22 protein-coding genes are annotated in these 23,950 nt (G+C 72.8%); 15 read left to right on the plus strand and 7 right to left on the minus strand.

Annotated elements, in window-relative coordinates; translation table 11 throughout:
* The first annotated feature begins 4 nt into the window (after positions 1-4).
* The 5 genes from ACY34I_RS02430 to ACY34I_RS02450 all read left to right on the plus strand — a co-directional run bounded on the left by ACY34I_RS02430 (position 5) and on the right by ACY34I_RS02450 (position 7,905).
* Positions 5-868 carry a sulfotransferase family protein gene (locus ACY34I_RS02430; RefSeq protein ID WP_462752021.1) on the plus strand — a complete coding sequence of 288 codons (864 nt, stop codon included), beginning with the start codon at positions 5-7 and terminating at the stop codon, positions 866-868.
* Positions 865-2,454 (plus strand): lipopolysaccharide biosynthesis protein, encoded by a 1,590-nt coding sequence (locus ACY34I_RS02435; protein WP_462752023.1) that lies wholly within the window; start codon positions 865-867, stop codon positions 2,452-2,454. Before ACY34I_RS02430 ends, ACY34I_RS02435 begins: the two co-directional genes overlap by 4 nt.
* 28 nt (positions 2,455-2,482) lie before the next feature.
* On the plus strand, positions 2,483-3,415 hold the full coding sequence (locus ACY34I_RS02440; protein ID WP_462752025.1) for a sulfotransferase family protein: 933 nt from the start codon (positions 2,483-2,485) through the stop codon (positions 3,413-3,415).
* Positions 3,416-3,568: 153 nt separating this feature from the next.
* A complete protein-coding gene (locus tag ACY34I_RS02445) occupies positions 3,569-4,606 on the plus strand; it encodes a glycoside hydrolase family 26 protein (protein ID WP_462752027.1) in 1,038 nt (345 codons plus the stop codon).
* Positions 4,607-4,794: 188 nt separating this feature from the next.
* The gene (locus ACY34I_RS02450; protein WP_462752029.1) at positions 4,795-7,905 is read left to right on the plus strand and encodes a malectin domain-containing carbohydrate-binding protein; all 3,111 of its coding nucleotides are present in this window, start codon (positions 4,795-4,797) and stop codon (positions 7,903-7,905) included.
* A 65-nt stretch (positions 7,906-7,970) separates the two neighbouring features.
* Here ACY34I_RS02450 and ACY34I_RS02455 read toward each other — a convergent pair whose 3' ends face one another.
* Positions 7,971-8,363: a CBS domain-containing protein gene (locus ACY34I_RS02455; protein WP_148797929.1), complete on the minus strand. Its 393-nt coding sequence runs from the start codon at positions 8,361-8,363 to the stop codon at positions 7,971-7,973.
* Positions 8,364-8,476: 113 nt separating this feature from the next.
* Here ACY34I_RS02455 and ACY34I_RS02460 point away from each other — a divergent pair, with 113 nt between their 5' ends.
* The 4 genes from ACY34I_RS02460 (at position 8,477) to ACY34I_RS02475 (ending at position 11,548) form a co-directional block, all read left to right on the plus strand.
* The gene (locus ACY34I_RS02460) at positions 8,477-8,926 is read left to right on the plus strand and encodes an NUDIX domain-containing protein (protein WP_462752032.1); all 450 of its coding nucleotides are present in this window, start codon (positions 8,477-8,479) and stop codon (positions 8,924-8,926) included.
* A 135-nt stretch (positions 8,927-9,061) separates the two neighbouring features.
* Positions 9,062-9,793, plus strand: a complete 732-nt coding sequence (locus tag ACY34I_RS02465) for a phosphocholine cytidylyltransferase family protein (RefSeq protein WP_462752034.1) — start codon at positions 9,062-9,064, stop codon at positions 9,791-9,793.
* Complete coding sequence (locus ACY34I_RS02470; protein ID WP_462752036.1) at positions 9,781-10,848, plus strand: iron-containing alcohol dehydrogenase family protein; 1,068 nt, start codon at positions 9,781-9,783, stop codon at positions 10,846-10,848. The genes ACY34I_RS02465 and ACY34I_RS02470 overlap by 13 nt, the downstream gene beginning before the upstream one ends.
* On the plus strand, positions 10,823-11,548 hold the full coding sequence (locus ACY34I_RS02475; protein ID WP_462752038.1) for a CDP-alcohol phosphatidyltransferase family protein: 726 nt from the start codon (positions 10,823-10,825) through the stop codon (positions 11,546-11,548). The genes ACY34I_RS02470 and ACY34I_RS02475 overlap by 26 nt, the downstream gene beginning before the upstream one ends.
* 150 nt (positions 11,549-11,698) lie before the next feature.
* Here the strand turns inward: ACY34I_RS02475 and ACY34I_RS02480 are convergent, their stop codons facing one another.
* Positions 11,699-12,970 (minus strand): glycosyltransferase family 4 protein, encoded by a 1,272-nt coding sequence (locus ACY34I_RS02480; protein ID WP_462752040.1) that lies wholly within the window; start codon positions 12,968-12,970, stop codon positions 11,699-11,701.
* Between the two features lie 24 nt (positions 12,971-12,994).
* Here ACY34I_RS02480 and ACY34I_RS02485 point away from each other — a divergent pair, with 24 nt between their 5' ends.
* From ACY34I_RS02485 to ACY34I_RS02500, 4 genes are all read left to right on the plus strand, one after another.
* Entirely contained in the window at positions 12,995-13,855 is an 861-nt protein-coding gene (locus ACY34I_RS02485) for an Fpg/Nei family DNA glycosylase (RefSeq protein WP_462752042.1), read from the plus strand.
* A 325-nt stretch (positions 13,856-14,180) separates the two neighbouring features.
* A complete protein-coding gene (locus tag ACY34I_RS02490; protein ID WP_148797936.1) occupies positions 14,181-15,692 on the plus strand; it encodes a sugar transferase in 1,512 nt (503 codons plus the stop codon).
* 32 nt (positions 15,693-15,724) lie between these two features.
* Positions 15,725-16,948 carry a sensor histidine kinase gene (locus ACY34I_RS02495; RefSeq protein ID WP_462752045.1) on the plus strand — a complete coding sequence of 408 codons (1,224 nt, stop codon included), beginning with the start codon at positions 15,725-15,727 and terminating at the stop codon, positions 16,946-16,948.
* A complete protein-coding gene (locus ACY34I_RS02500; RefSeq protein WP_462752047.1) occupies positions 16,945-17,706 on the plus strand; it encodes a LytR/AlgR family response regulator transcription factor in 762 nt (253 codons plus the stop codon). The genes ACY34I_RS02495 and ACY34I_RS02500 overlap by 4 nt, the downstream gene beginning before the upstream one ends.
* An 88-nt stretch (positions 17,707-17,794) precedes the next feature.
* Here the strand turns inward: ACY34I_RS02500 and ACY34I_RS02505 are convergent, their stop codons facing one another.
* The 3 genes from ACY34I_RS02505 to ACY34I_RS02515 form a co-directional block, all read right to left on the minus strand.
* Positions 17,795-19,021, minus strand: coding sequence for a WD40/YVTN/BNR-like repeat-containing protein (locus tag ACY34I_RS02505; RefSeq protein WP_462752049.1), 1,227 nt, complete (start codon positions 19,019-19,021; stop codon positions 17,795-17,797).
* A complete protein-coding gene (locus ACY34I_RS02510) occupies positions 19,008-19,532 on the minus strand; it encodes a sigma-70 family RNA polymerase sigma factor (RefSeq protein WP_462752051.1) in 525 nt (174 codons plus the stop codon). Before ACY34I_RS02510 ends, ACY34I_RS02505 begins: the two co-directional genes overlap by 14 nt.
* Before the next feature lie 61 nt (positions 19,533-19,593).
* Complete coding sequence (locus ACY34I_RS02515; protein WP_462752053.1) at positions 19,594-20,145, minus strand: Uma2 family endonuclease; 552 nt, start codon at positions 20,143-20,145, stop codon at positions 19,594-19,596.
* A 181-nt stretch (positions 20,146-20,326) separates the two neighbouring features.
* On the opposite strand from ACY34I_RS02515, the gene ACY34I_RS02520 reads away from it, so the two are divergent.
* On the plus strand, positions 20,327-20,770 hold the full coding sequence (locus ACY34I_RS02520; RefSeq protein WP_462752055.1) for a hypothetical protein: 444 nt from the start codon (positions 20,327-20,329) through the stop codon (positions 20,768-20,770).
* Position 20,771: 1 nt separating this feature from the next.
* Positions 20,772-22,412: a sodium/solute symporter gene (locus tag ACY34I_RS02525; protein ID WP_462752057.1), complete on the plus strand. Its 1,641-nt coding sequence runs from the start codon at positions 20,772-20,774 to the stop codon at positions 22,410-22,412.
* 18 nt (positions 22,413-22,430) lie between these two features.
* Here the strand turns inward: ACY34I_RS02525 and ACY34I_RS02530 are convergent, their stop codons facing one another.
* A complete protein-coding gene (locus tag ACY34I_RS02530) occupies positions 22,431-23,270 on the minus strand; it encodes a hypothetical protein (protein ID WP_462752059.1) in 840 nt (279 codons plus the stop codon).
* Positions 23,263-23,763 carry a SigE family RNA polymerase sigma factor gene (locus ACY34I_RS02535; protein ID WP_148797943.1) on the minus strand — a complete coding sequence of 167 codons (501 nt, stop codon included), beginning with the start codon at positions 23,761-23,763 and terminating at the stop codon, positions 23,263-23,265. Before ACY34I_RS02535 ends, ACY34I_RS02530 begins: the two co-directional genes overlap by 8 nt.
* Positions 23,764-23,950 lie beyond the last annotated feature (187 nt).

Raw genomic sequence — 23,950 nt, forward strand, 5'->3', positions numbered from 1 at the left:
GGACGTGACGCTGGCCAGGGAGCAGGCGCTCCGTGCGGTGAAGTCGGTGAGCCGGACGGTCGGTCGGTTGACCGCCGGTTCGCGGATGGTGCCCGGATTCCTGATCGTGGGGGCGCAGCGCTGCGGCACCACCTCGCTGTTCAAGACGCTCTCGCAGCACCCCGGGGTGCTGCCGCCGGCCTACCACAAGGGCGTGCACTACTTCGACATGGACTACCACCGGGGCATGGGCTGGTACCTCGGCCACTTCCCCACCACCGCGAAGGCGGAGGCGGTCCGGGAGCAGCTCGGCGTACGCGGGATCACCGGCGAGTCGAGCCCGTACTACATGTTCCACCCGCTGGCCGGGCAGCGGATCGCCAAGGACCTGCCGTCGGTGAAGCTGCTGGTGCTGCTCCGGGACCCGGTGGAGCGGGCCTACTCGGCGCACTCGCACGAGCTGGCCCGGGGCTACGAGACCGAGTCGTCGTTCGAGCGGGCGCTGGCGCTGGAGGAGGAGCGGACGGCCGGCGAGCGGGAGCGGATGACCGCCGACCCGAAGTACGCCAGCCACCACCTCCAGCACAACGCGTACCTGGCCCGGGGGCGGTACATCGAGCAGCTGGAGCGGCTCGAGGCGCTGGTCGGCCGGGAGCGGCTGCACGTCATCGACAGCGACGACTTCTTCGCCGACCCGCGCCCGGCCTTCGACGCGGTCTGCGACTTCCTCGGCCTGCCCCGCTGGGCGGACATCTCCTTCGGCAAGCACAACTCGCGTTCGCGGTCGCCGATGTCGCCGGAGCTGCGGGCCCGGCTGGAGGCGCACTTCGCCCCGTACGACGAGCGGCTGGCCACCTGGTGGGGACGCGTGCCGTCGTGGCGGCGGTGACCCGGACGGACGGCGGCGCCACCGCGACGCGGACCGCACCGGCCGGCGGACCCGGTGCGGGCGCCGGTCTGGGCGGCGCCGCCCGCCAGGGCTTCGCCAACCTGGTCGGGGTCGGCCTCGCCGCGGTCGCCGGCTTCGGCCTGAACATCGTCATCACCCGGGGCTGGTCGGTCCGCGAGGCGGGCATGTTCTTCGCCGCCACCAGCGCGTTCATGATCGCTGCGTCGGCCGCCCGGCTCGGCACCGACGTGGGGACGGTCTACTTCGTCAGCCGGTACCGGGCCCTCGACCAGCGTGAGCGGATCCGCGGCACGGTGCTGGCCGGCCTGCTGCCGGTGCTGGCCGTCGGGGCGCTGCTCGGCGTGGCCGGCTGGCTGGCCGCCCCGGCGCTCGCCGCGGCCACCATGCCGGAGGCCGGTCCGGACGCGGTGACCGCGCTGCGCATCCTGCTGGCCTTCGTGCCGCTGGCCGCGCTCAACGACTACGCCCTCGCCGCCTGCCGGGGCTTCGGCCAGATGCGGCCCCTGCTCACCGTGGAACGGCTCGGCCGCACGCTGGTGCAGGTCGTGGCGGTGGCGGTGGCCGCCTGGCTCGGTCTCTCCGCCACGTCCGCGCTGCCGCTGGCCTGGGCGGTGCCGTACCTGCTCGCCGCCGCGGTGGCGGTGGTCTGGCTGGGCCGGCTGGTCCGCCGCGCCGGACGGCGCGTCGCCCGTCCGGTGCCGGTGGGCGAGCTGGCCGGCCCGTTCTGGCGGTTCACCGGGCCGCGCGCGCTGAGCAGCCTGGCCGCGATCGTCGTGCAGCGGCTGGACATCGTGCTGCTCAGCGCGCTGCGGGGGCCGGCCGACGCGGCGGTCTACACCGCGGCGACCCGCTTCCTCGCCCTCGGCCAGCTCTCCAGCGTCGCCCTGTCCAGCTCGGTCCAGCACCGGCTGGCCGCCGCGTTCGCCCGGGACGACCGGGCCGAGGCACGGCAGCTCTACCAGGCGGCCACCGGCTGGCTGGTGCTGCTCGCCTGGCCGGCCTACCTCGTCTTCGCCGCGTTCGCCGGGCCCATGCTGGCGCTGTTCGGCTCCGGCTACGGGGCCGGCCGCCCGGTGGTGCTGCTGCTCGCGCTGACCATGCTGGTGGCGACCGGCTGCGGCATGGTGGACATGGTGCTCAACATGGCCGGGCGCACGGCGTGGACCTTCTACAACGCGATGGCCGGCACGGTGCTCAACGTGGTGGCCAACGTCGCGCTCATCCCGGTGTACGGCATCCTCGGCGCCGCCCTGGCCTGGACCGCGTCCATCCTGGTCACCAACCTGGTGCCGCTGGGCCAGCTCTGGTGGTCGCTGCGGCTGCACCCGTTCGGGCGCGGCACCCGGGCCGCGATGGCCCTGGCCGTCGGCTGCTTCGGCCTGCCGCTCGGGGCGGCCAGCCTGCTCGGCGCCCCGGCGCCGGTGCTCGCCGGGTTGACGGTGGTCGGCGCGGCGGCGTACCTGGCCGGCGCCTGGCGCTGGCGGGCCGCCCTGCACCTCGACGCGCTCCGCGCGCTGCGGCGCGGCCGGAAGAGCACCGGCGCGACCCCGGCCGCCCAGTCCTGACCTGCCCCTGCGTACCGATGGGACACCGATGACCAGCAGCACGCCCCTCGCCCCGCACACCGGCCTGTCCGCCGTCAAGGCCGCGAAGCTCGCCGCCGTCGGTCTGCTCGCGGACCGCAAGGAGCGCCGGGAGCTGGAACGGCCGGTGGAGGCCGGCAACCGCAAGCTCAGCCTCCGGGTGGACCGGCCGATCTTCATTCTGGGCGCGCCCCGCTCCGGCACCACCTTCCTGGGCAGCTGCGTCGGGGCGCTGCCGGAGGTCTCCTACCACTTCGAGCCGCGGCTGACCAAGGCGGTGGCCCGCTGCGTGTACGAGGGCAGCTGGACCCCGCAGCGGGCGGCCCGCTACTTCCGCGGCTACTACGGGGCGCTGCTCGCCGCGTCCGGCCACGGCGGCCTCCGGTTCGCCGAGAAGGACCCGGAGAACTGCTTCATCGTGCCGTTCCTGACCGAGGTCTTCCCGGACGCGGTCTTCCTGCACGTCTACCGGGACGGCCGGGACGTCGCGGTCTCGCACGCCGAGCAGCCGTGGCTGAACGCGGCCTCGACGGGCAGCGGAAAGAGCGGCCGGGGCGGTACGGCGTGGGGTGCGGCACCGCGGTTCTGGGTGGAACCGGAGCGGCACGAGGAGTTCACCCAGGTCTCCGACCTGGGCCGCTCGGCCTGGATGTGGCGCCGGTTCACCGGCAGCGCCCTGGCCCAGCTCGCCGAGCTGCCCGCCGAGCGGGTCCGCCACCTGCGCTACGAGGACATCGTCAGCCGTCCCGCGGAGGCGGCCGAGGTGGTGGCCGACTTCCTGGAGGTGACGGACCCGGAGGGCCGGCAGGCGTTGCACGCGCGCTTCGGGAAGGCCCGCCCGGACTCGGTCGGCCGCTGGCGCAAGCGGCTGAGCGAGCAGGACCTCGCCGACGTCCTCGGCCAGGCCGAGCCGCTGCTCAGCCAACTCGGCTACACCCCGTGACAGCGGTCGCATCGGTAGAGTGCCAGGGGTTGTCCGCCCGCCCCGGCGCGCCGTCCCGCTGACGCGGGCCGCCGGGGCCGCCGACCGTGGGGCCGGCGACCACCCCGGGGAGAGGTTGCGTTGGTACGACGGTTACGACGCACGACGGCAGTCATGTTCGCCCTGGCCCTTGTCTGGCCCACGGTGACGGCCTGTGACGCCGGGCCGGCCGACCGATCGGACCGGCCGACGACGGTGGCGGCACCGCCCCCCTCGGTGGAGCCCCGCACCGCTCCGGTGCGGACCACCGGGCGCGGGCCGGAGCTGCCGAAGCGGGGCGCCTGGCTCGGCGCGTGGGTCAAGCCGCAGTTCCACAACGCGACCGGACGCACGACCGCGCTCGACGAGTTCAACCAGGCGGCCGGCGGCAAGCTGACCATGGCGCACATGTTCCACGAGTGGAACGAGGCCTTCCCGGGCGCCACCGAGCGGGCCTTCCAGGCCCAGGGGAAGCTCCAGATGATCTCCTGGGGCGGCACGGACACCCGGTCCACGGTCAGCGGCATCTACGACTCGCTGATTCGCCAGCGCGCCGAGGACGTCAAGGCGTTCGGCGTGCCGGTGCTGCTCCGCTACCGGTGGGAGATGGACCGGCCGAACCTGGCCGCCAGCATGCACTCCCCGGAGGACTACGTCGCCGCCTGGAAGCACGTCCGGGCCATCTTCACGGAGGTCGGCGTCGCCAACGCGGCCTGGGTGTGGTGCCCGCACGCGGACGGCTTCGCCGAGGCCGACCGGGACGCCGCCGCCTACTACCCCGGCGACGACCAGGTGGACTGGCTCTGCGCCGACGTCTACCCCAGCCCGGAGTGGAACAGTTTCGCCGACCGGATGGACCACTTCATGGCCTTCGCCCAGAAGCACCCTCGGCCGGTGGTGATCGGCGAGTTCGGCCTCACCCAGGAGGGTCGGCCCGGCCAGCGAGCCGACTGGCTGCGCGAGGTCCGGCCCTACCTCAAGAAGCACCCGCAGATCAAGGCGGCGCTCTACTTCGCGGCCAAGCAGACCACGAAGCCGCTGTACGACAGCACGTTCGGCAACGACCCGGAGAGCGCGGCGGTGTTCCGCGAGCTGGCGACCGACCCGTACTTCAGCCCGCCGCCGCCCGACCTGACCGTCTCGTCCGGGCCGCCGTCGGCGCCGGCCCGGTGATCGTCCCTCGTCTTTTCGTGCGAGCTCCGGCACTTCCTTGGTCAAAAAGGGTGGTCCCGGGTGGACGTACCGAGGCCGGATGAGAGAAGGTATTGCTCTCACGCCTGCGGTCGGCCGAACGTACGCCCCACCCCGCGTCGGTTCCCGGCCCTGACCGCAGCGCCTCCGACCTTCACCCGGAGTTGCCTGTGGCTTCCTCGATACTGAGACACCGCTCGGTGTCCGCACTCGGCGCCGCCGCCCTCGGCATCGCCACCCTGTTCACCCCCGCCCCCGGGCTCACCGCCCCCGCGCTCGCGGCTCCCGCGCCGGACCACAGCACGATGGTCGGCGAGGTGCCGACCGACAAGACGCCGAACATCAACGACGGCAACGTGGTCGCCATCTACGACGCGGGCGACAAGGTCATCGTGGGTGGTTCGTTCACCAAGGCGCAGGACCGCGGCCAGCAGACCACCGAGGTCACCCGCAAGTACGTGCTCGCCTTCGACAAGGCCACCGGCAAGATCGACAACTCCTTCGCGCCGGTGCTGGAGGGCGCGACCGCCGACGACCCGGCGGACGTCACCGCGATCATCGCCGGACCGACTCCGGGCACCGTCTACCTGGCCGGCACGTTCAACAAGGTGAACGGCAGCAACTACCGCAAGCTGGTCCTGCTCAACGTCGCGGACGGCAGTGTGGTCACCGGCTTCAAGAACCCGGTGTTCAACGGCACGGTCAAGGACATCGCGCTCGTCGGCGACCGGCTCCTGGTCGGCGGCATCTTCACCAGCACCACCGGGGTCACCCGCAACGGGCTGGCCTCGCTGAACGCCACGACGGGCGCGGTCGACGACTACCTCACCGTGGCGCTGACCGAGAACCACAACTGGACCAGCACCAACGGCGGCGCCAAGGCGGGCGTCGGCACCGAGAAGCTGACGGTCTCGCCGGACGGCAAGCAGCTGGTCGTCATCGGCAACTTCAAGAAGGCCAACGGGGTCGTCCACGACCAGATCGTCCGGATCAACCTGGGCGACACCTCCGCGACCATCGCCGACTGGAACACCGACCGCTACTCGGCGGCCTGCCGCTACACGTCGTTCGACTCGTACGTCCGGGACGTGGCGTTCTCCCCGGACGGCAAGTACTTCGTGGTGGTGACCACCGGCGCGGCGTACCCCGGCACGCTCTGCGACGCGGCCGCCCGCTGGGAGACCTCCGCCACCGGCAACGGCCAGCAGCCCACCTGGGTCAACTACAGCGGCGGCGACACCTTCCTCTCGGTCGGCGTCAGCGAGAAGGCCGTCTACGTCGGCGGTCACTTCCGCTGGCTCAACAACTCGCTGGGCCGCGACAAGGCGGCGCCGGGCGCGGTGGGCCGGGCCAGCATCGCCGCCCTGGACCCAATCAGCGGCCTGCCGCTGTCCTGGAACCCGGGCCGCCACCCGCGCGGCTACGGCGTCACCGAGATGCTGGTGACCTCGGAGGGCCTCTGGATCGGCAGCGACCAGGACTGGATCGGTCCCGACTTCAAGTACAAGCGCGCGAAGCTCGCGTTCTTCCCGCTGGACGGTGGCAGCGCTCCACACTCGACCAGCACCAAGGGCCTGCCCGGTGACATCTACCAGGCCGGCCGTGCGGCGCAGACCGAGGTGCTTCACCGGATCAACGCCGGTGGCCCGGCGATCCCCGCGACCGACGGCGGCCCGGACTGGGCCGGCGACACCGCCACCGCGCCCAGCCCGCTGCACAACGCGGGCAGCAACACCAAGACGTACGTGACCAACGCCACGTTCGACTCGACCGTGCCGGCGGGCACCCCGGCGACGCTGTTCAACAGCGAGCGCTGGGACGCGTCGACCGCCCCGGACATGCAGTGGGACATCCCGGTCGCGGCCGGCACCCGGGTCGACGTCCGGCTCTACTTCGCCAACCGGTACGCCGGCACCTCGGCGATCGGCGCGCGGAAGTTCAACGTCAGCATCGACGGCGTGCTCAAGCTGAACAACATCGACCCGGTCGTCGCCGCCGGCGGCACCGACCGCGGCACCATGCGGTCGTTCTCCGTGGTCAGCGACGGTGTCGTGGACATCGACTTCGGCCGGGTGGTGGAGAACCCGCTGGTCCAGGGCATCGAGATCGTCAAGACCGCCCCGACGCCCGCCGCGTCGGACGTGCTCTACCGGGTCAACGCGGGCGGCCCGGAGCTGGCCGCCGCCAGCGGGCCGGCCTGGGCCACCGACAGCGTGGCCGCGCCGAGCCAGTATCACAACGACGGCAGCAACGTCACCAACTACGCCACCAACGCGACGGTCGACGCGACCGTGCCCGCCGGTACGCCGATTGCCCTGTTCAACACCGAGCGCTGGGACCTGGCGACCGCCCCGGACATGCAGTGGGACTTCCCGGTCCCGGCGGGCACCCCCATCCAGGTCCGGCTCTACCTGGCCAACCGGTACGCCAAGACCGGGACGGTCGGCGCGCGGAAGTTCAACGTGAGCGTCGACGGTGTGCTCAAGCTGAACAACTTCGACCCGGTCGCCGCCGCCGGCGGCACCAACCGGGGCATCATGCGGGCGTTCACGCTCACCAGCGACGGCAACGTGGACATCGACTTCGGCCGCTCGGTGGAGAACCCGCTCATCCAGGGCATCGAGATCGTCCAGCTGCCGCCGGTGCCGTCCGGGGCCGCCCTGGACACCGTGACCAAGCGGTCGTACGACGGGGCGACCGCGGTCGGCTCGGCCACCTCGGTCGCGAACTCCGACGGCACCAAGTGGTCGACGGTCAAGGGCGCGTTCTGGGTCGGCGGCGACCTCTTCTACGGGGTGAACGGTGACCTGTACCGCCGGTCGTTCGACGGCAGCACCTTCGGCACCCCGAAGAAGCTGGACCCGTACCACGACGCGACGTGGGACACGCTGACGACCGGCTCCGCCCCTGAGGGGCAGACGTACGCCGGCATGGCGTCGGACTTCTCCGCGGACATGGCGAACCTGACCGGCATGTTCTACACCGGTGGCCGGCTCTACTACACCCTGGCCGGCCAGAGCACCCTGTTCTGGCGCGGGTTCTCGCCGGACACCGGCACCGTCGGGGCGGAGCGGACCGCCGTCGCGGGCACGACGGCCTTCGGTGACGCGGGTGGCATGTTCCTGGACGGCGACACGCTCTACGTGGTCTCCCGGGGCACTGGCAACCTCTCCTCGATGGCCTGGTCGGGCGGCGCGCCGACCGGCTCGGCCACCGTGCGCAGCGGTCCGGGTGTGGACAAGGTGGACTGGCGGGCCACCGCCGTCTTCGTCGGCCCGTGACCTGAGGCACCACAGGACGATGGCCCGGCCGTTTCGGCCGGGCCATCGTCGTCTCCGTCGTCGGCTCAGACCGTCGCGGCGGCGTGCTCCCGCGCCCAGACCCGCATCAGGTCGCGGACGGAGATCACCCCGGCCACCTCCCGGCCGTCGAGCACCACCAGGTGCCGGAAGCCGCCGCGGGCCATGGCCACCGCCGCCTCCTCCACCGTCCAGTCCGGGCCGGCGTAGACGACGTCCCAGGTCAGGTGGGCTCCGGTACGTTCGACGTCCGGGTCGAGCCCGGCGCCGATCGCGTTGAGCACGTCGCGTTCGGTCATGATCCCGACCCCTTCGGAGTCCGGGTCGATCACGACCGCCGACCCGACACGGCGGGCCGACATCATCCGGGCCGCCTGGCGGAGCGTGTGCTCCGGGCCGACCACGAGAACCTCACTGGACATCGCTTCCCGAACCTGCATCACGCATCACCCCTATGGGACGGTGGCCTCGGTACGGACATGGTGGACCATCGATGCGTACCGGGACAAGGCCACCATCGCCCCCGGGCGGTCCCGATCGCTACTGTCGTGGCATGCCCACCGAGCCCCTCCGCTGCGCCGGCGCGCTGATCGTGGACGACGACGGTCGCCTCTTCTTCCAGCGCCGGTCGCCCGAGCGGCGCCTCTTCCCCAACTGCTGGGACATCGTCGGCGGCCACCTCGAACCGGGCGAGGAGGTGGCGGACGCGCTCCACCGCGAGGTCACCGAGGAGACCGGCTGGCGGGTCTCGCAGGTGCTCGGCCTGGTCGGCGAATACCGCTACACCGCCGACGACGGGTTGGCGCGGGTGGAGACCGACTTCCTGGTCCGAGTGGACGGCGACCTGGACCGGCCCCAGCTGGAGGTGGGGAAGCACACCGAGTTCCGCTGGCTGGCGGAGCGGGACCTCGGCGTGCTCGACGAGCACCGCGGGGTCAACGACGGGCTGATCCGGCGGATCGCCGAGGAGGCCTTCGCGGCGCTGCACGCGATCGGCCGGTGACCGGCCGCGCATAATACCAGCTCACGCGGCACTTGCTCGCTGAACGACCGGCCAACACCGGTTGGCCGGAGCGCTGCCGAGCGGTGACGCTATCCTCCACGATGACCGTGTGTCAGTCGTGGGGAGGGCTTCGGCATGATCGGGATGGTGCTCGCGGCCGGTGCGGGGCGTCGGCTGCGCCCGTACACCGACACCCTGCCGAAGGCGCTGGTGCCGGTGGACGGGGAGATCACCATCCTCGACATCGCGCTGCGCAACCTCGCCGAGGTGGGCCTGACCGAGATCGTGATCGTGGTCGGCTACGCGGCGGACGCGGTGCGGCAGCGGCAGGCGGCGCTGGAGGAGAAGTACGGCGTCAAGATCACCCTCGTGCACAACGACAAGGCCGAGGAGTGGAACAACGCGTACTCGCTCTGGCTGGCCCAGGAGCACTTCTCCCGGGGCGTGCTGCTGGTCAACGGCGACACCGTGCACCCGGTGAGCGTGGAGAAGACCCTGCTGGCCGAGCGCGGGCCGGCCGTCCTGCTGGCCGTCGACACGCTCAAGCCGCTGGCCGAGGAGGAGATGAAGGCCACCTTCGACGTGGCCGGCCAGCTCACCCGGATCACCAAGCTGATGGACCCGGGTGAGGCGTACGGGGAGTACATCGGCGCGACCCTGATCGAGCCGCAGGTGGCCGACGCGCTCGCCGACGCCCTAGAGGCGACCTGGCGGCGCGACCCGAACCTCTACTACGAGGACGGCTACCAGGAGTTCGCCGACCGGGGCGGCGAGGTGCGGGCGGCGCCGATCGGCGACGTCTCCTGGGTCGAGGTCGACAACCACGCCGACCTGGCTCGGGCGCGGGAGATCGCGTGCCGCTACTAGCCCGCAGCGTGCTGACTCCGCTGCACATCGACGTGCGGCGGGGGGCGGTGGCGGACCTCGGCACGATCCTCGCCGACGGACGGATCTCCGCCGGCGGTGACGTCGCGGTCGTGGTCGGGCCGGGACAGGGGGAGAAGGTCGCCGACCTGGTCCGCCCGTCGCTGCGGTCGGCCGATGTGTTCACCGTCGCCGGGGGCAGCCTGGACGCCGCCGACGACCTCGGCGGCAAGCTCCGGGCCCGGTCGTACGACGCGGTGGTCGGCATCGGCGGCGGCAAGACCATCGACGTGGCGAAGTACGCGGCGACCCGCCGGGGCCTGCCGATGGTCTCGGTGGCGACGAGCCTCGCCAACGACGGGATCGCCTCCCCGGTCGCCAGCCTGATCACCGACGGGATCAAGGGCTCGTACGGGGTGCACATCCCGATCGCGGTGATCGTGGACCTGGACTTCGTGGAAGCCGGCCCGGAGCGACACAACCGGGCCGGTGTCGGCGACGTGGTGAGCAACATCAGCGCGCTGGCCGACTGGGAGCTGGCCCGCGAGGTACGCGGTGAGCCGTTCGACGGGCTGGCCGCCTCGCTCTCCCGAGCGGGCGCCGAGGCGGTGCTCAACCACCCGGGCGACATGAGCGACGACGCCTTCGTCACGGTGCTCGCCGAGGCACTGATCTCCAGCGGCCTGGCGATGGCGATCGAGGGCACCAGCCGTCCCTGCAGCGGCGGCTGCCACGAGATCATGCACGCCATCGACGCGCTCTTCCCGGGCACCGCCTCGCACGGCGAGCTGGCCGGGCTCGGCGCGCTCTTCTGCACCTTCCTGCGCGGCGACGAGCGCCGGTTTGCCGAGATGTCGTCCTGCCTGGTGCGGCACGGGCTGCCCCGGCTCCCCGCCGACGTGGGGCTGACGGACGCCCAGTTCGTCGAGGCGGTGCAGTATGCGCCAGCCACTCGGCCGGACCGCTACACCATCCTCGAACACCTTGCGATGTCGCCCGACGAGACCCGCCGGCGGCTGGGAGATTACGCCGATGAACTTCGCGATGACCTTGGCTGACCCGTCCCGGCCCACGGTCGCCGACTTCCACCGGGTCAACCGGGGCGGCGGCCTGTTCAGCGAGTCGATCAGCCAGTGGATCGGGGCGGTCTTCGCGATGGTCGCCCAGCGGCTCGGGCTGCGCCCCACCGCGCTGACCCTCACCAACCTGGTGCTCGGCCTGGCCGCCTCGGTCACCGTGGTCGCGCTCGCCGGCCCGGTGGCCGCCGGCGACGTCCCGGCCTGGGCGGTCGGGCTGGTCGCCCTGGTCGGGTGGCAGATCGCGTACGCGCTGGACTGCGCGGACGGGCAACTCGCCCGGGTCACCGGGCAGGGCAGCTCGGCGGGCGCCCGGGTCGACGTGCTGTGCGACGTGGCCGCCCAGATCGCTCTGGTCGCCGCCCTCGGGGCGACCGCCGTGGCACAACGCCCGGCCACGCCGACCTGGCTGGTGGCGATCTTCGCCGGCACCTGGATGGTCAATCTGGTCACCTCGGTGATGCAGGCCGGCCCGAACGCCGCCAGCATGGTCACCTCGTCCTCGCTCCCGGTACGCCTGGTGAAGCTGGTCCGGGACTACGGCGCGGTGATCTTCCTGGCGGGCCTGGTGCTGGCCGTCGCCCCGGCGCTGACCGTGTGGCTGGTCGTCGCCTTCACGGTCGTCAACGGTGGCTTCCTGCTCGCCAGCATCGCCTTCTCCGCCCGCGCCTCCCTCCGCTGACACCACCCGCGCACGCGCCCCGCGGCCCAAGATCGTGCTCGATCCTGGAAGTTGTCGCATCCCGCTCGCGCCGAGGGCCCTGTTTCCAGGATCGGGCGCGATCTTCACGGTGGACGGCTCGGCGAGGCGGGGAGCGGGTCGGTCGGAGGGTCAGCGAGACGCCGCGGCCCGGGAGACGTCGGCGTAGATGTCGATGAGGCGCTTGGTGACCACGTCCGGGTGGAAGGTGCGCTCGTAACGGGCGCGGGCGGCCGGGGCGAGCCGCGCCGCACCGGCCCTCGCCACGGGCAGGGCGGCGGCCAGGGCGGCCGGATCCGGGGCCACCACCCAGCCGGCCTCGCCCCGCTCGATGCCGTCGGGGATGGCCGGGCCGCCGGCGTCCCCGGCGACGGCGGAGGCCACCTCGGCCGGCCCGGTGCCGGCCGGCTCCCGGGGGGTGTCCGCGCCGACCAGGTACGGGATCCCGCCGAGCGCGGTGCCGAGCACCGGCCGGCCGCTGGCCAGCGCCTCGATGATCACGGTCGGCAGCACGTCGTGCCAGGTGGAGGTGGCGAGCACCACGGCGCTGTCGGCCAGCGCGGCGCGTACCCCGGCCCGGTCGAGCTGGCCCAGGTAGCGCACGTCGGGCCGCTCGGCGGCGGCCGCCTCGGCCAGCGGGCGCAGCTCGCCGTCACCCGCGATCCGCAGCGGGCCCAGCGCGCCCACCGGGTGCCGCCGCCACGCCTCCAGCAGCAGGTCCAGCCCCTTCTCCGGGCTGAGCCGCCCCATGAAGAGGAAGCCGTCGCCGGGCGGCGCCGGGGTGCCCGGGTCGGGAACGGCGTTGGGCTTGACCACGATCCGCTCGTCCGGGATGCCGTAGTCGCGGAGGTGGTCGGCGACCGCGGTGGTGAGCGCGATGAACCGGTCCACCGACCGCCAGGTCGGGCGGTGCACGGCGAGGGTGGTGGCCATCAGGGCGCTCTGCGCCCGCGAGCCCCGGTAGCAGCGGTGCACGATCGCCGGCACGCCCAGCGCCCGGCCCCGGCAGTCCTGGCAGATCACCCCGTCCCGGAAGTAGAGCCCGGAGGAGCAGACCTGCCGGTAGTTGTGCACCGTCTGCACCACCGGCACGCCGCGCTTGTGCGCGGTCCGCACCACCCAGGGCGAGAGCAGCGGGTACGGGTTGTGCAGGTGCAGCACGTCGGGGCGGTGCTCGGCGAGCAGCCGGTCCAGGTCCTGCTGGGCCTTCGGCGCCCAGATCGGGGAGATCGGCAGCAGGGCCTTGGCCGGCTTCGACATGGTGGGGATCTCGTCGGAGCTGCGCAGGAAGGGCAGCACCTCCACCCCGGCCGCGGTGAGCTGCGCGATCTCCGCGTCGACGATCGTGTTCTCGCCGGAGGGCTGGGCTTCCCGGTACCGGTTGTGCGCCACCACGATTCTCACGGGAAAGAAGGCTACCGTTGTACGGTGCCCGAACTACCGGAGGTGGAAGCGCTCGCCGGCTACCTGCGCGAGCGGGCGGTGGGCCGGCGTGTCGAGCGCGTCGAGGTCGCCGCGATCAGTGCCCTGAAGACGTACGACCCGCCGCCGAGCGCGGTGTCGGGGCGGGCGGTGGTGGGCGCCGGCCGGCACGGCAAGTTCCTGGACGTCCGGTTCGACGGCGGGCTGCACCTGGTGGTCCACCTGGCCCGGGCGGGCTGGCTGCACTATCGGGAGGCCTTCCCGTCGACCGCCCCGCTGCGTCCCGGCAAGGGTCCGGTCGCCGTCCGGGTACGCCTCGACGACGGCTCCGGCTTCGACCTGACCGAGGCCGGCACCCAGAAGAAGCTGGCCGCGTACCTGGTGACCGACCCGGCGCAGGTGCCCGGGGTGGCGAAGCTGGGCCCGGACGCGCTCGACGCCGACCTGGCCACCTTCGCCGAGCGGTTGCGCAGCCGGCGGGGCCAGGTCAAGGGGGTGCTGACCGACCAGGCGGTGCTGGCCGGGGTCGGCAACGCGTACTCGGACGAGATCCTGCACGCGGCGAAGCTGTCCCCGTTCGCGATCACCGACCGGCTCACCGACGACCAGTTGGCCGCGCTGCACGGGGCCACCCGCGCGGTGCTCGGCGACGCGGTCCGGCGCTCGATGGGGCAGCGGGCCGCCGAGCTGAAGGGGGAGAAGCGCTCCGGCCTGAAGGTGCACGCCCGGACCGGGCTGCCCTGTCCGGTCTGTGGCGACACGGTGCGCGAGGTCTCGTTCGCCGACTCCAGCCTCCAGTACTGCCCGACCTGCCAGACCGGTGGCAAGCCGCTCGCTGACCGAAGGTTGTCCCGACTCGTACGGTGAGTAATTGCACGCGGCGATTACAGAGAGGAATCGGCCGCGGATCGCCGAAGCTCCCACTTGCACCTCTACCGGGGCCGCCATCCATCGGTATAGTGGCTCGGTCCCCGGCTTCACAACCGATACGGAGCCGGCCAGATCCCCACGAGCACCAACGGACGGCATCTCCCCTCCGGGGGCCGTCCCGACCGGGCCCGCGTGGGAGACTGGGACGGTGGGCGACCCGGGTCCTCACGGCGAGTGAGGGCGCGCGTCATGCGGGAGGACATGGGTTGAGGTGACGACAAGCCTCCAGCGCCCGGTAACCAACACAGGCCGGAGCAAGAGCGTGCGGCACGTCGACAGCTTCGAGATCCAGCCGCCGACTCCGCCGTCGCACAACGGCGTACCCCGGTCGGCGTGGGCCCGCGCTCGTCGCCGGGTGTCCCGCTGGCACCGCCCCTACACGGCGATCCTGCTGCTGCTCGACTTCCTCGCCGTGGTGGTGGCCGACTGGATCGCCCAGGAGGCCTTCGGCCAGGCCCGGGCCGGGTTCTACAACGCCAAGGAAGACCCCACCTGGTTCTACACCGTGGCGTTCGTGCTGCTGCCGCTCGGCTGGCTGATCATCCTGTGGGGCAACCGGGCGTACGACCGGCGCCACCTCGGTCTGGGGCCGGACGAGTTTAAGCGGGTGATCCGCGGCGGCGTCGCGGTCGCCGCGACGGTCTCGTTCCTCGCCTTCGCCACCAAGACCGACCTTTCGCGATACACGGTCGGTTTCGCCCTGCTCGGCGCGTTGGTGCTGATCCTGCTGGAGCGCTTCGTCGCCCGCTTCCTGCTGCACGTCGTCCGGCGCCGGGCGGGTCAGGCAGGGCACCGGATGGTGCTGGTCGGCACGCTGCCGGAGTGCCTGGAGGTCTACACCACGGTCACCCGCAACCCCGGCGCCGGCCTGGTGCCGGTGGCCATCCACCTCACCGACGGGTACGCCGCCGCGCGCGGCCTGGAGACCCCGGTGCCGGTCTACGCCGGCCGGGACGTGCTCGCCCTGGTCCGGGAGGTCGGCGGGGACACCATCGCCGTCTGCGGTTCGGCCAGCGCGGAGCCGGGGGAGCTGCGCCGCCTGGCCTGGCAGCTCGAGGGCTCCGGCGTCGACCTGGTGGTCGCGCCCCAGCTCACCGACATCGCCGGCCCCCGGGTGCACATCCGCCCGATCGAGGGCCTGCCGCTGCTGCACGTCGAGGAGCCGACCCTGTCGGGTCCGGCGCTGCTGATCAAGAACGTGATGGACCGGGTGGCCGCCGGGCTGGGCCTGGTGCTGCTGATCCCGCTCTTCCTGGCGATCGCGATCGCCATCCGGATCTCGGATCGGGGGCCGGTCTTCTTCCGGCAGCCCCGGGTCGGGCACGAGGGGCGGACCTTCCGGGTCTGGAAGTTCCGCACCATGTACACCGACGCCGAGGAGCGGCTGGCCAGCCTGGTCGACCAGAACGAGACCGACGGCATGCTGTTCAAGATCAAGCAGGACCCGCGGGTGTTCCCGGTGGGCCGCTTCCTGCGCGCCTCCTCGCTGGACGAGCTGCCCCAGCTGATCAACGTGCTCTGGGGCGAGATGTCGCTGGTCGGGCCGCGCCCGCTGCCGGCCGACGACGGTGACTTCCTCGGTGACGTCCGCCGCCGGCTGCTGGTCCGGCCGGGCATCACCGGGCTCTGGCAGGTCTCCGGTCGCTCCGACCTCTCCTGGGACGAGGCGGTCCGGCTCGACCTCTACTACGTCGACAACTGGTCGCTGGCGTACGACCTGAGCATCCTGTGGCGGACCATCGGAGTGGTGGTGGCCCGCAAGGGCGCCTACTAGCGCTCCGGGTCGCCACCGGTCAGGATCGCTGCGTGGGTGGCAACCTCTCCGCCGTCTTCGGCGTCGTCTCGCTGGTCACCGCGCTCGCCGCGGCACTCTGGGCGGTGCTGCGGCTGCGCGCCCGGCGGGGCATCGCCACCGCCACCCAGCGAGCCACCTACGAGGTGCTGCACACCGCCGGGCTGGCCGCCGAGCCGCTGCGGGCCGGCCTGAGCGCGGCGGGCGCGGCGAAGGCCGTACGCCATCTGCGGGCCCTGGTCGGCGCGGCCGGGCTGGCGCTGACGGACCGGGAGGCCCTGCTCGCCCTCGACGGGCGCGGCGCGCACCACGGCGACCAACTGCTCGCGGCGGCCCGGCGGGCGGCGTCCGTCGGGCGGTCGACCGTGCTGCGGGAGTCGGAGCTGCGCTGCGACCTGGTGGACTGCCCGGTGCGGGGCGCGGTGGTGGCACCGCTGAGCGCGGACGGCCGGGTGGTCGGGGCGCTGGTGGCGATCGCCGACGAGCAGCCGGCCCCGGGGCTGGTGCAGGCGACCCTGGAGACCGCGCACTGGGCCGGCGACCAGCTCGCCCTGGCCGAGCTGGACTCGTCCCGGGAGCGGCTGGCCAGGGCCGAGGTACGCGCCCTGCGCGCCCAGATCAGCCCGCACTTCATCTACAACGCGCTGGCCGCGATCGGCTCGTTCGTCCGGACCGACCCCGAGCGGGCCCGGGAGCTGATCCTGGAGTTCGCCGAGTTCACCCGCTACTCGTTCCGGGCGCACGGCGAGTTCACCACGCTCGCCGAGGAGCTGCGCTCGATCGACCGGTATCTGACCATCGAGCGGGCGCGGTTCGGCGAGCGGCTCCAGGTGCGCCTCCAGATCGCCCCGGAGGTGCTGCCGGTGACCCTGCCGTTCCTCTGCCTGCAGCCGCTCGTGGAGAACGCGGTCCGGCACGGGTTGTCCCGCAAGCCGGGCACCGGCATGGTGAGCATCGAGGCCCGCGACGCGGGCGCCGAGTGCCACATCACGGTGGAGGACGACGGAGTGGGGATGGATCCGACCACGCTCACCGCCGGCATCGCCGAGCTGGCCGCCGCGGGCGGCGACCCGACCGACGACCCGGGGCAGCACGTGGGCCTGTCGAACGTCGACGAGCGGCTGCGGTCGGTCTTCGGGGACCGGTTCGGCCTGGTCGTCGAGACCGGCCTGGGCTCGGGTACGAGGGTGAGCATGCGGGTGCCGAAGTTCCACCCCGGCGTACGGGCGGGTTCGTGAACGCCTCCGGTTTCCTCCGCGTGCTCGCGGTGGACGACGAGCCGCCGGCGCTGGACGAGCTGGCGTACCACCTGCGGGCCGACCCCCGGGTGGCCCGGCTGCACACGGCCGGGGACGCGACCGAGGCGCTGCGGGTGCTCCGCGACGCCGACGTGGACGTGGTCTTTCTGGACATCCGGATGCCCGGGCTGGACGGGATGGAGCTGGCCCGGGTGCTGCGGCGGTTCGCCCGGCCCCCGGCGATCGTCTTCGTCACCGCGTACGACGACGGCGCGGTCGACGCCTTCGACCTGGGCGCCACCGACTACGTGCGCAAGCCGGTACGCGCCGAGCGGCTGGCCGAGTCGCTGCGCCGGGTGATCGGCTCCCGGGTGGTGCCGTCGCACCCGGCCGCCCTGGCCCGTGCCGAGGAGGACCCAACCATCCCGATCGAGCTGGCCGGGACGACCCGGATGCTGCCCCGCTCGGCGGTGCGCTGGGTGGAGGCGCAGGGCGACTACGCCCGACTGCACACCGCGGACGGTTCGCACCTGGTCCGGGTGTCGCTGGCCACCCTGGCCGAGCGCTGGGCGGACGCCGGTTTCGTGCGGATCCACCGGTCGTACCTGGTGCAGTTGAAGCTGATCGCGGAGCTGCGGCTGGTCAACTCCGGCTATGTGGTGGTGATCGACGGGACGGAGCTGCCGGTCAGCCGCCGGCACACCCGGGAGTTGAAGGACAAGCTGGTCCGGGCGGCGAAACAGGACTGGAACCGCTGACCGGGAACAACCGAGCTTGGCCGCACGCCGCACGCCGGCCGGTGCCGTGCGTCGGCGCGGCCACCCTGGGCCACGCCGACGCACCGCTTCAGTGCGGCAGGCCGAACCGAATCCAGTCTGACCCCTTGTCGGTGACCCACACGTGGTCGGGTCCCCCGTCCGATCTGTCGTCCGTGCCGTAGAGCCAGGCGTACCCCGGCGCCACCCCGACCGCGCCATCCAGCCGCTCGTACTCGCCCGCCACCCTGAACTGCCGCCCGTCGTCGCGGCTCACCAGCAGCTTCGACTCGACGTTGGGCGAGACGTTTCCCGGCACCGTCACCAGCAGCGATCCGTCCCGGCCCACGGTGATGTTCCGGTTGTACTGCGCCGCTGGCAGGTCGGTGCCCGTGTCGGTCCAGGTCCGTCCACCGTCGGTGGTCCGCAGCAGCCGGGACGGGCCGACCGGCACCGTGGACCCGGCCGGGGGCGGCGGCTCGATCAGCAGATACCCCTCCCGGTGATCGACCCCGGCCACCGCAATGACGTTCGCCCCGGCCTCGGCCCGCCAGGTGGTCCAGGTCGCGCCCCGGTCGGCGCTGCGGGCGACGACCGTCCGGTTGGGCTCACCCGGCCAGTACGTCACCCAGATCGTCCCGTCCACGCTCGGATAGATGCTGAACGGCGGGTACGCCGACGGCTTCGCACCGGTGAGGCGGTAGACCGTACCGGCGGCGTCCACCGCCAGGAGCTCTCGCAGCGCGCCGCAGCCCTGTTGGCAGAAGACCGGCCAGGCCGTCTCCGGCAACGCCGCCACTGGCTTGATCACCTTGTCCGCGTCCTGCCAGGTGCGACCCCGGTCTGTGGAGAGGCTCGACCGGTCGCCCTCGCGGACGAGGTAAACCCGGTCGCTGAGCACCGCGTACTCCAGTTGCGCGTGCTCGTTTCCGTAGACGTCGGTCTGGCAGGTGGTGGCCCGGTAGTGGGCCGCGTCCCAGGCGGACCAGGTCCGGCCGTAATCGTAGGTGCGCGCGAAGTACAGCACACAACCAACGTTTGCAACGCTGACCCCCGAATTGGCGGTGGTCAGGACGAACTCACTGGCCCGGTTCGGGTGAGCGGGCTGGTCCGGCCCTGCCCAGCCGGTCCCGCCGGGACGGGCCGTCAGGGACACGCCCGCCACGCCGGCCAGGGCGACCAGCACGGCCACCGCCAGCCCGGCCGGCCGGTGTCGGCGCCGGGACCGGGCGGCCGACCGCAGATCTTCCAGTGGCGGCTGGCGTACCGCCTCGGCAATCGTGCCGACGTCGAAGCCGGTAAAGTCACGCTCGGACATTGATCCTCCCGATGCTGCTCATCTCGGCGGAGTCGGAATCGGAGTCGGCGAGCAGCCGGGCGAGGGCCTGCCGGCCGCGGGAGAGTCGGGACTTGACCGTGCCGGCCGTGACCCCGAGCGCCGCCGCGACCTCGTCCACCGGCAGGTCGACCAGGTAGTGCAGGGCCAACGCGTGTCGCTGCCCCTCGGGCAGGTCACGCAGCGCGGCGAGCAGCGCGAGGTGTTCGGGCGACCGGTCCGCGACCTCGGGCGGCGGCCCGATGCGGCGCAGCAGCGTGTCCAGCACCCGGCGGCGCCGGTGCCGGCTGCGTACGACGTTCACCGCCACCCGGCGCAACCAGGCCTCCGGGTTCTCCAGCGCGGCGAAGCGCCGTGGCGCGACCAGCGCCCGGGTGAACGCCTCCTGCACCGCCTCCTGCGCCTCGTTCAGGTCGCCGGTCACCGCGTACAGCTGGACGACCAGCCGGCGGTAGCAGGCCGCGTACAGCTCGGAGATCAGCTCGTCGGACACCGTCACCTCCCCTCTCCACCTGTTCCACTCACGGGCGAAGAGAAAGGTTCCGGAAGAGCGCTCAGAAGATGTCGGACACCGCGAACGCGAGCGGGAAGGGCGCCTCGGTGCGGTAGACGTCGGTCACTCCGACCTGGGCGGCCTCCCGGTAGCCGCCGCCGACGTGCTCCAGCACGGTCAGCGTCTGCTTCCGCGGCTCGACCAGCCAGTAGCGGGGGATGCCGGCCGCGGCGTATTCGTGGCGCTTGAGCACCAGGTCCCGGCCGGCGTTGTTCGGCGAGATCACCTCGACCACGAGGAGCACGTCGGCAGGGTGGAGCGCGGCGCCGCCCCGGTCGAGGGCGTCCTCCCGGGCCACGAAGAGATCGGGCACGAAGTATGACGAGCGTTTCGCGCTGACTCCGATGTCCTGCCCGACGAGCAGGCCCGCCGGCGCCTGCCGGTCGAGCAGCCGGCGGAGGCGGTTGGCGACCGCTCCGTGGTAGACGTCCGCGTGGGGGGACACGAGCAGGCTCCCGTCGAAGATCTCGTAGTCCTGGCCGTCCTCGGGGAGGTCCTGGAGGTCGTCCACCGTCCAGGCCTCGCCTCGGCCGGGCCGAGCTGGGCTGGTCACCGTCACACCTCCCTTCTATCCGCCCACCCTGACATCCTGGTCCGTCGTCCACAACGAACCTCCCGTCATCCACCGGGTTGTCCACAGGAGTGAAGCGTTCTCCACAGGTTGTCCACAGGCCGGTGCGGCGAACGCGTCGCGGAACCTTGACATTCCCGGTGATCAGGCGAGACTGCCGGGGATGACCGGAGCGGACGAGCGCGGCGCTCCGGGGCGGTCGGCGGCCGCTCCGGTGCCGAGCCCGCGCGCGGCCGAGCCGTCCCCGCGTACCCGGATCGTGCTGGCCGAGGTATCCCGCTCGGCGAGCCGGGCGGACCGCACCCGCTCCGAACTGACCCAGCAGACCCGGGTCGGTGAGGCGCTCGTCCGGGGGCTGGTCCGGGCCCAACTCGCGCTGGCCCTGCGGCTCAGCCTGCTGGTGCTGATCGGGCTGGGCGGCCTGCCCTGGCTGTTCGCCATCGCGCCCTCGGTCGGGCGGGTCAGCGTGCTCGGGGTCAACCTGCCGTGGCTGCTGCTCGGGGTGGCCGCCTTTCCGTTCCTGATCGCGGTCGGCTGGGCGTACGTGCGGCTAGCGGAACGGAACGAGCAGGACTTCACCGACCTGGTCCAGCGGCCGGAGCGCTGAGATGGGCAACGGGTACGTCGTCCCGGCGATCGTGGCGGTCACCCTGGTCACGGTCGGGATCGGCTTCTACGGGCTGCGGCTGGCCCGGACCACCTCCGACTTCCTGGTCGCCTCCCGGGCGATCAGCCCGACCTGGAACGCCGCCGCGATCGGCGGCGAGTATCTGTCGGCGGCGAGCTTCCTGGGCGTGGCCGGCCTGATCCTCAAGTACGGCGTGGACGTGCTCTGGTATCCGGTCGGCTTCGCCGCCGGCTATCTGGCGCTGCTGCTCTTCGTGGCCGCCCCGCTGCGCCGCTCGGGGGCGTTCACCCTGCCGGACTTCTGCGAGGTGCGGCTCGGCTCGCGGCGGCTGCGCAAACTGGCCACCGTCTTCGTGATCTTCATCGGCTGGCTCTACCTGGTGCCGCAGCTCCAGGGTGCCGGGCTGACCCTGGCCACGGTCGCCGGCTCGCCGTACCCGGTGGGTGCGCTGCTGGTCGCCGTGGTGGTCACCGCGAACGTGGCGCTGGGCGGGATGCGGGCGATCACCTTCGTCCAGGCGTTCCAGTACTGGTTGAAGCTGACCGCGCTGGCCGTACCCGCGATCTTCCTGGCCCTGCAGTGGCAGGCCGACGCCCGCCCGGCGGTGACCCCGCCCGACGGGCCGGCGTTCCGCGCGGCGACCACCGTCGTGGTCGAGCACCGGGCGACCCTCACCTTCCCCGATGGCGACGTCCGGGAGGTACGCCCCGGCGACCGCCTCGACTTCGCGGCCGGCGACCCGGTGCCGGAGGTCTCCGGTACGGCCACCGACGCGGCCGACTGGCTGCTGCCGGACACCGCCGGGGACGACGACCGGGGGCTGTTCGGGACGTACTCGCTGATCCTGGCCACCTTCCTCGGCACCATGGGGCTGCCCCACGTGCTGGTGCGCTTCTACACCAACCCGGACGGCGCGGCCGCCCGCCGGACCACCCTGGTGGTGCTCGCCCTGGTCGGCGTCTTCTATCTGCTGCCCACCATCTACGGCGTGCTGGGCCGGATCTACACCCCGCAACTGCTGGTCACCGGCCAGACCGACGCGGTGGTGGTGCTGCTGCCCGGGGCGGCGCTCGGCGACGGCACGGTCGGCCAACTGCTCGCCGCGCTGGTCGCCGCCGGGGCGTTCGCCGCGTTCCTCTCCACCTCGTCCGGGCTGCTCACCAGCGTGGCCGGGGTGATCTCCACCGACGTGCTGGGCCGCGGCTCGGTACGCGGCTTCCGGCTGGCCACGGTGCTGGCCGGCGGGGTGCCGGCGGTGCTCGCGCTCAACCTGTCCGGGCTGGACGTCTCCCAGGTGGTCGGGCTGGCCTTCGCGGTGGCCGCGTCGAGCTTCTGCCCGTTGCTGGTGCTGGGCATCTGGTGGCGCGGGCTGACCGACCTGGGGGCTGCCGCCGGGGTGCTGGTCGGCGGCGGCGCCGCGATGGGCGCGGTGCTGCTCACCGTGCTGGGTCCGCCGCTGACCGGCTGGCCGGCCACGTTGACCACCCAGCCGGCCGCGTGGACCGTGCCGCTGGCGTTCACGGTGATGGTGGCGGTGTCGGTGGCAACTCGCCGCCGCCTGCCGGCCGACGTCGGCACCACCATGCTCCGCCTGCACGCCCCGGAGGCGCTGCGGCTCTGAGCGCCTCCGGGGCGATGGTCAGCAGGTGTCGGTGCCGACGCAGAGCCGGTCCGCCGTCAGCTTCGCGGAGTGGCGGGCCTCGGCCGGAGTGGCCTGGTGGTCGAGCCGGAGCTGCGCCACCAGGTCGCCCTGCCGGACGAAGAGCCAGCGGCTCGGGATCCCCTCGATCTCGCCGCCCACCAGCACCGAGTCGGCGCCGCCCAGCCCTTCCGCCATGATCGACAGAGAGTCACCCGACCGGGCCGGTACGCAGTCCGCGGCGATCCGCCGGACCCGCTGCATGGCGGTGGTGGCACCGGTCCCGGAGTGCCGGGTGACCCGTTCGACCAGCCAGTCGGTGGGTGAATCGAACTGCACGAACCGGGTGGCCACCACGCCGACCGCCAACGACGGCAGTCGGTTCTCGCAGTAGCTGGTCGCCGATTCGAGCGTCCAGTCCCCGGCGCCCTTGCCCGGCGACATCGTGAAGCCGCGCGGCAGGTCTGCCAGTTGCAGCGTGGCCCCGGCGGGGATGGTGCGGCTGGGCGGCCGGCTGGGCGGCCCCCCGGCGGACGGCGGGCTCGACGGCGTGCTGCGGGTGGGGGCCGGGCCGGCGGAGGGCGTCGGGTCCGTGCTGGGGCTGGGCGCCGGGGTGGTCGGGACACCGGTCGCCGGCGGCAGGGGCGGCGCGGCGTCCGGGCGGCCGGCCAGAGCCGCGGCCCCCGAGGCGACCACGGCGACGGCGACAGCTGCGGCGAGACCGGCGGCGATCCGGGTCCGGCGGGTACGCTGCCGCCCGCGTCGGCGCACCTGCTCGACCGGCGCCCAGGTCAGGTGCTCGGTGTCCCGGTAGAGGTCCGAGAAGAGCGGCTCAGGCATTGCTGACCTCCTCGGGAAGGGTGATGTCCAGCAGGGCGGCGAGCGCTTTGCGGCCACGGGCGAGGCGGGCCTTCACGGTGCCGCTCGGTGTGTCGGTCTGCGCAGCGATCTCGGCGACCGACAGGTCGGCCAGATGATGCAGGACGACGACCTGTCGCTGCTCCGCAGGCAGCCGCCGCAGCGCCGTGACCAGCGCGACGGTGTTCTCCGACGGCGGCCCGACGGCGGGTTGTGGACCGTGTCGGCGGTAGGCGGCCAGGCCATTTCGGATCTTGCGCCAGCGGTTGACGAGGAGGCGGTAGCCGACCATACGGACCCACGCCTCCGGGTCGTCGTAGCCGCTGATCCGGGACCAGCGCTGCCAGGCCCGCACGTACGCCTCCTGGGCGGCATCCTGGGCTTCGGTCAGGTCGCCACTGAGTGCGTAGAGCACCGTGACGACGCGCTGTCTGGTGGTTCGGTAGAACTCCTCGAACCCGTCGTTCGCATCCAATGTCCCTCCCCGTGGCGGTCCTTGCGGCTGACACCCGTCACGGGCGCTACCGGTTGCACGCAGCCGGTCACCGCCCAGGTGGATCAGTCGCTGATCCGAGGATGTCCGATACCTGATTTATTAGTGGACATATGTCGATGATCGGGTAAGTCTGGTCGGCGCATCTATCGCCAGACGGGGAGGCGTT

Source organism: Micromonospora sp. RTBAU3-60 (assembly GCF_054963695.1).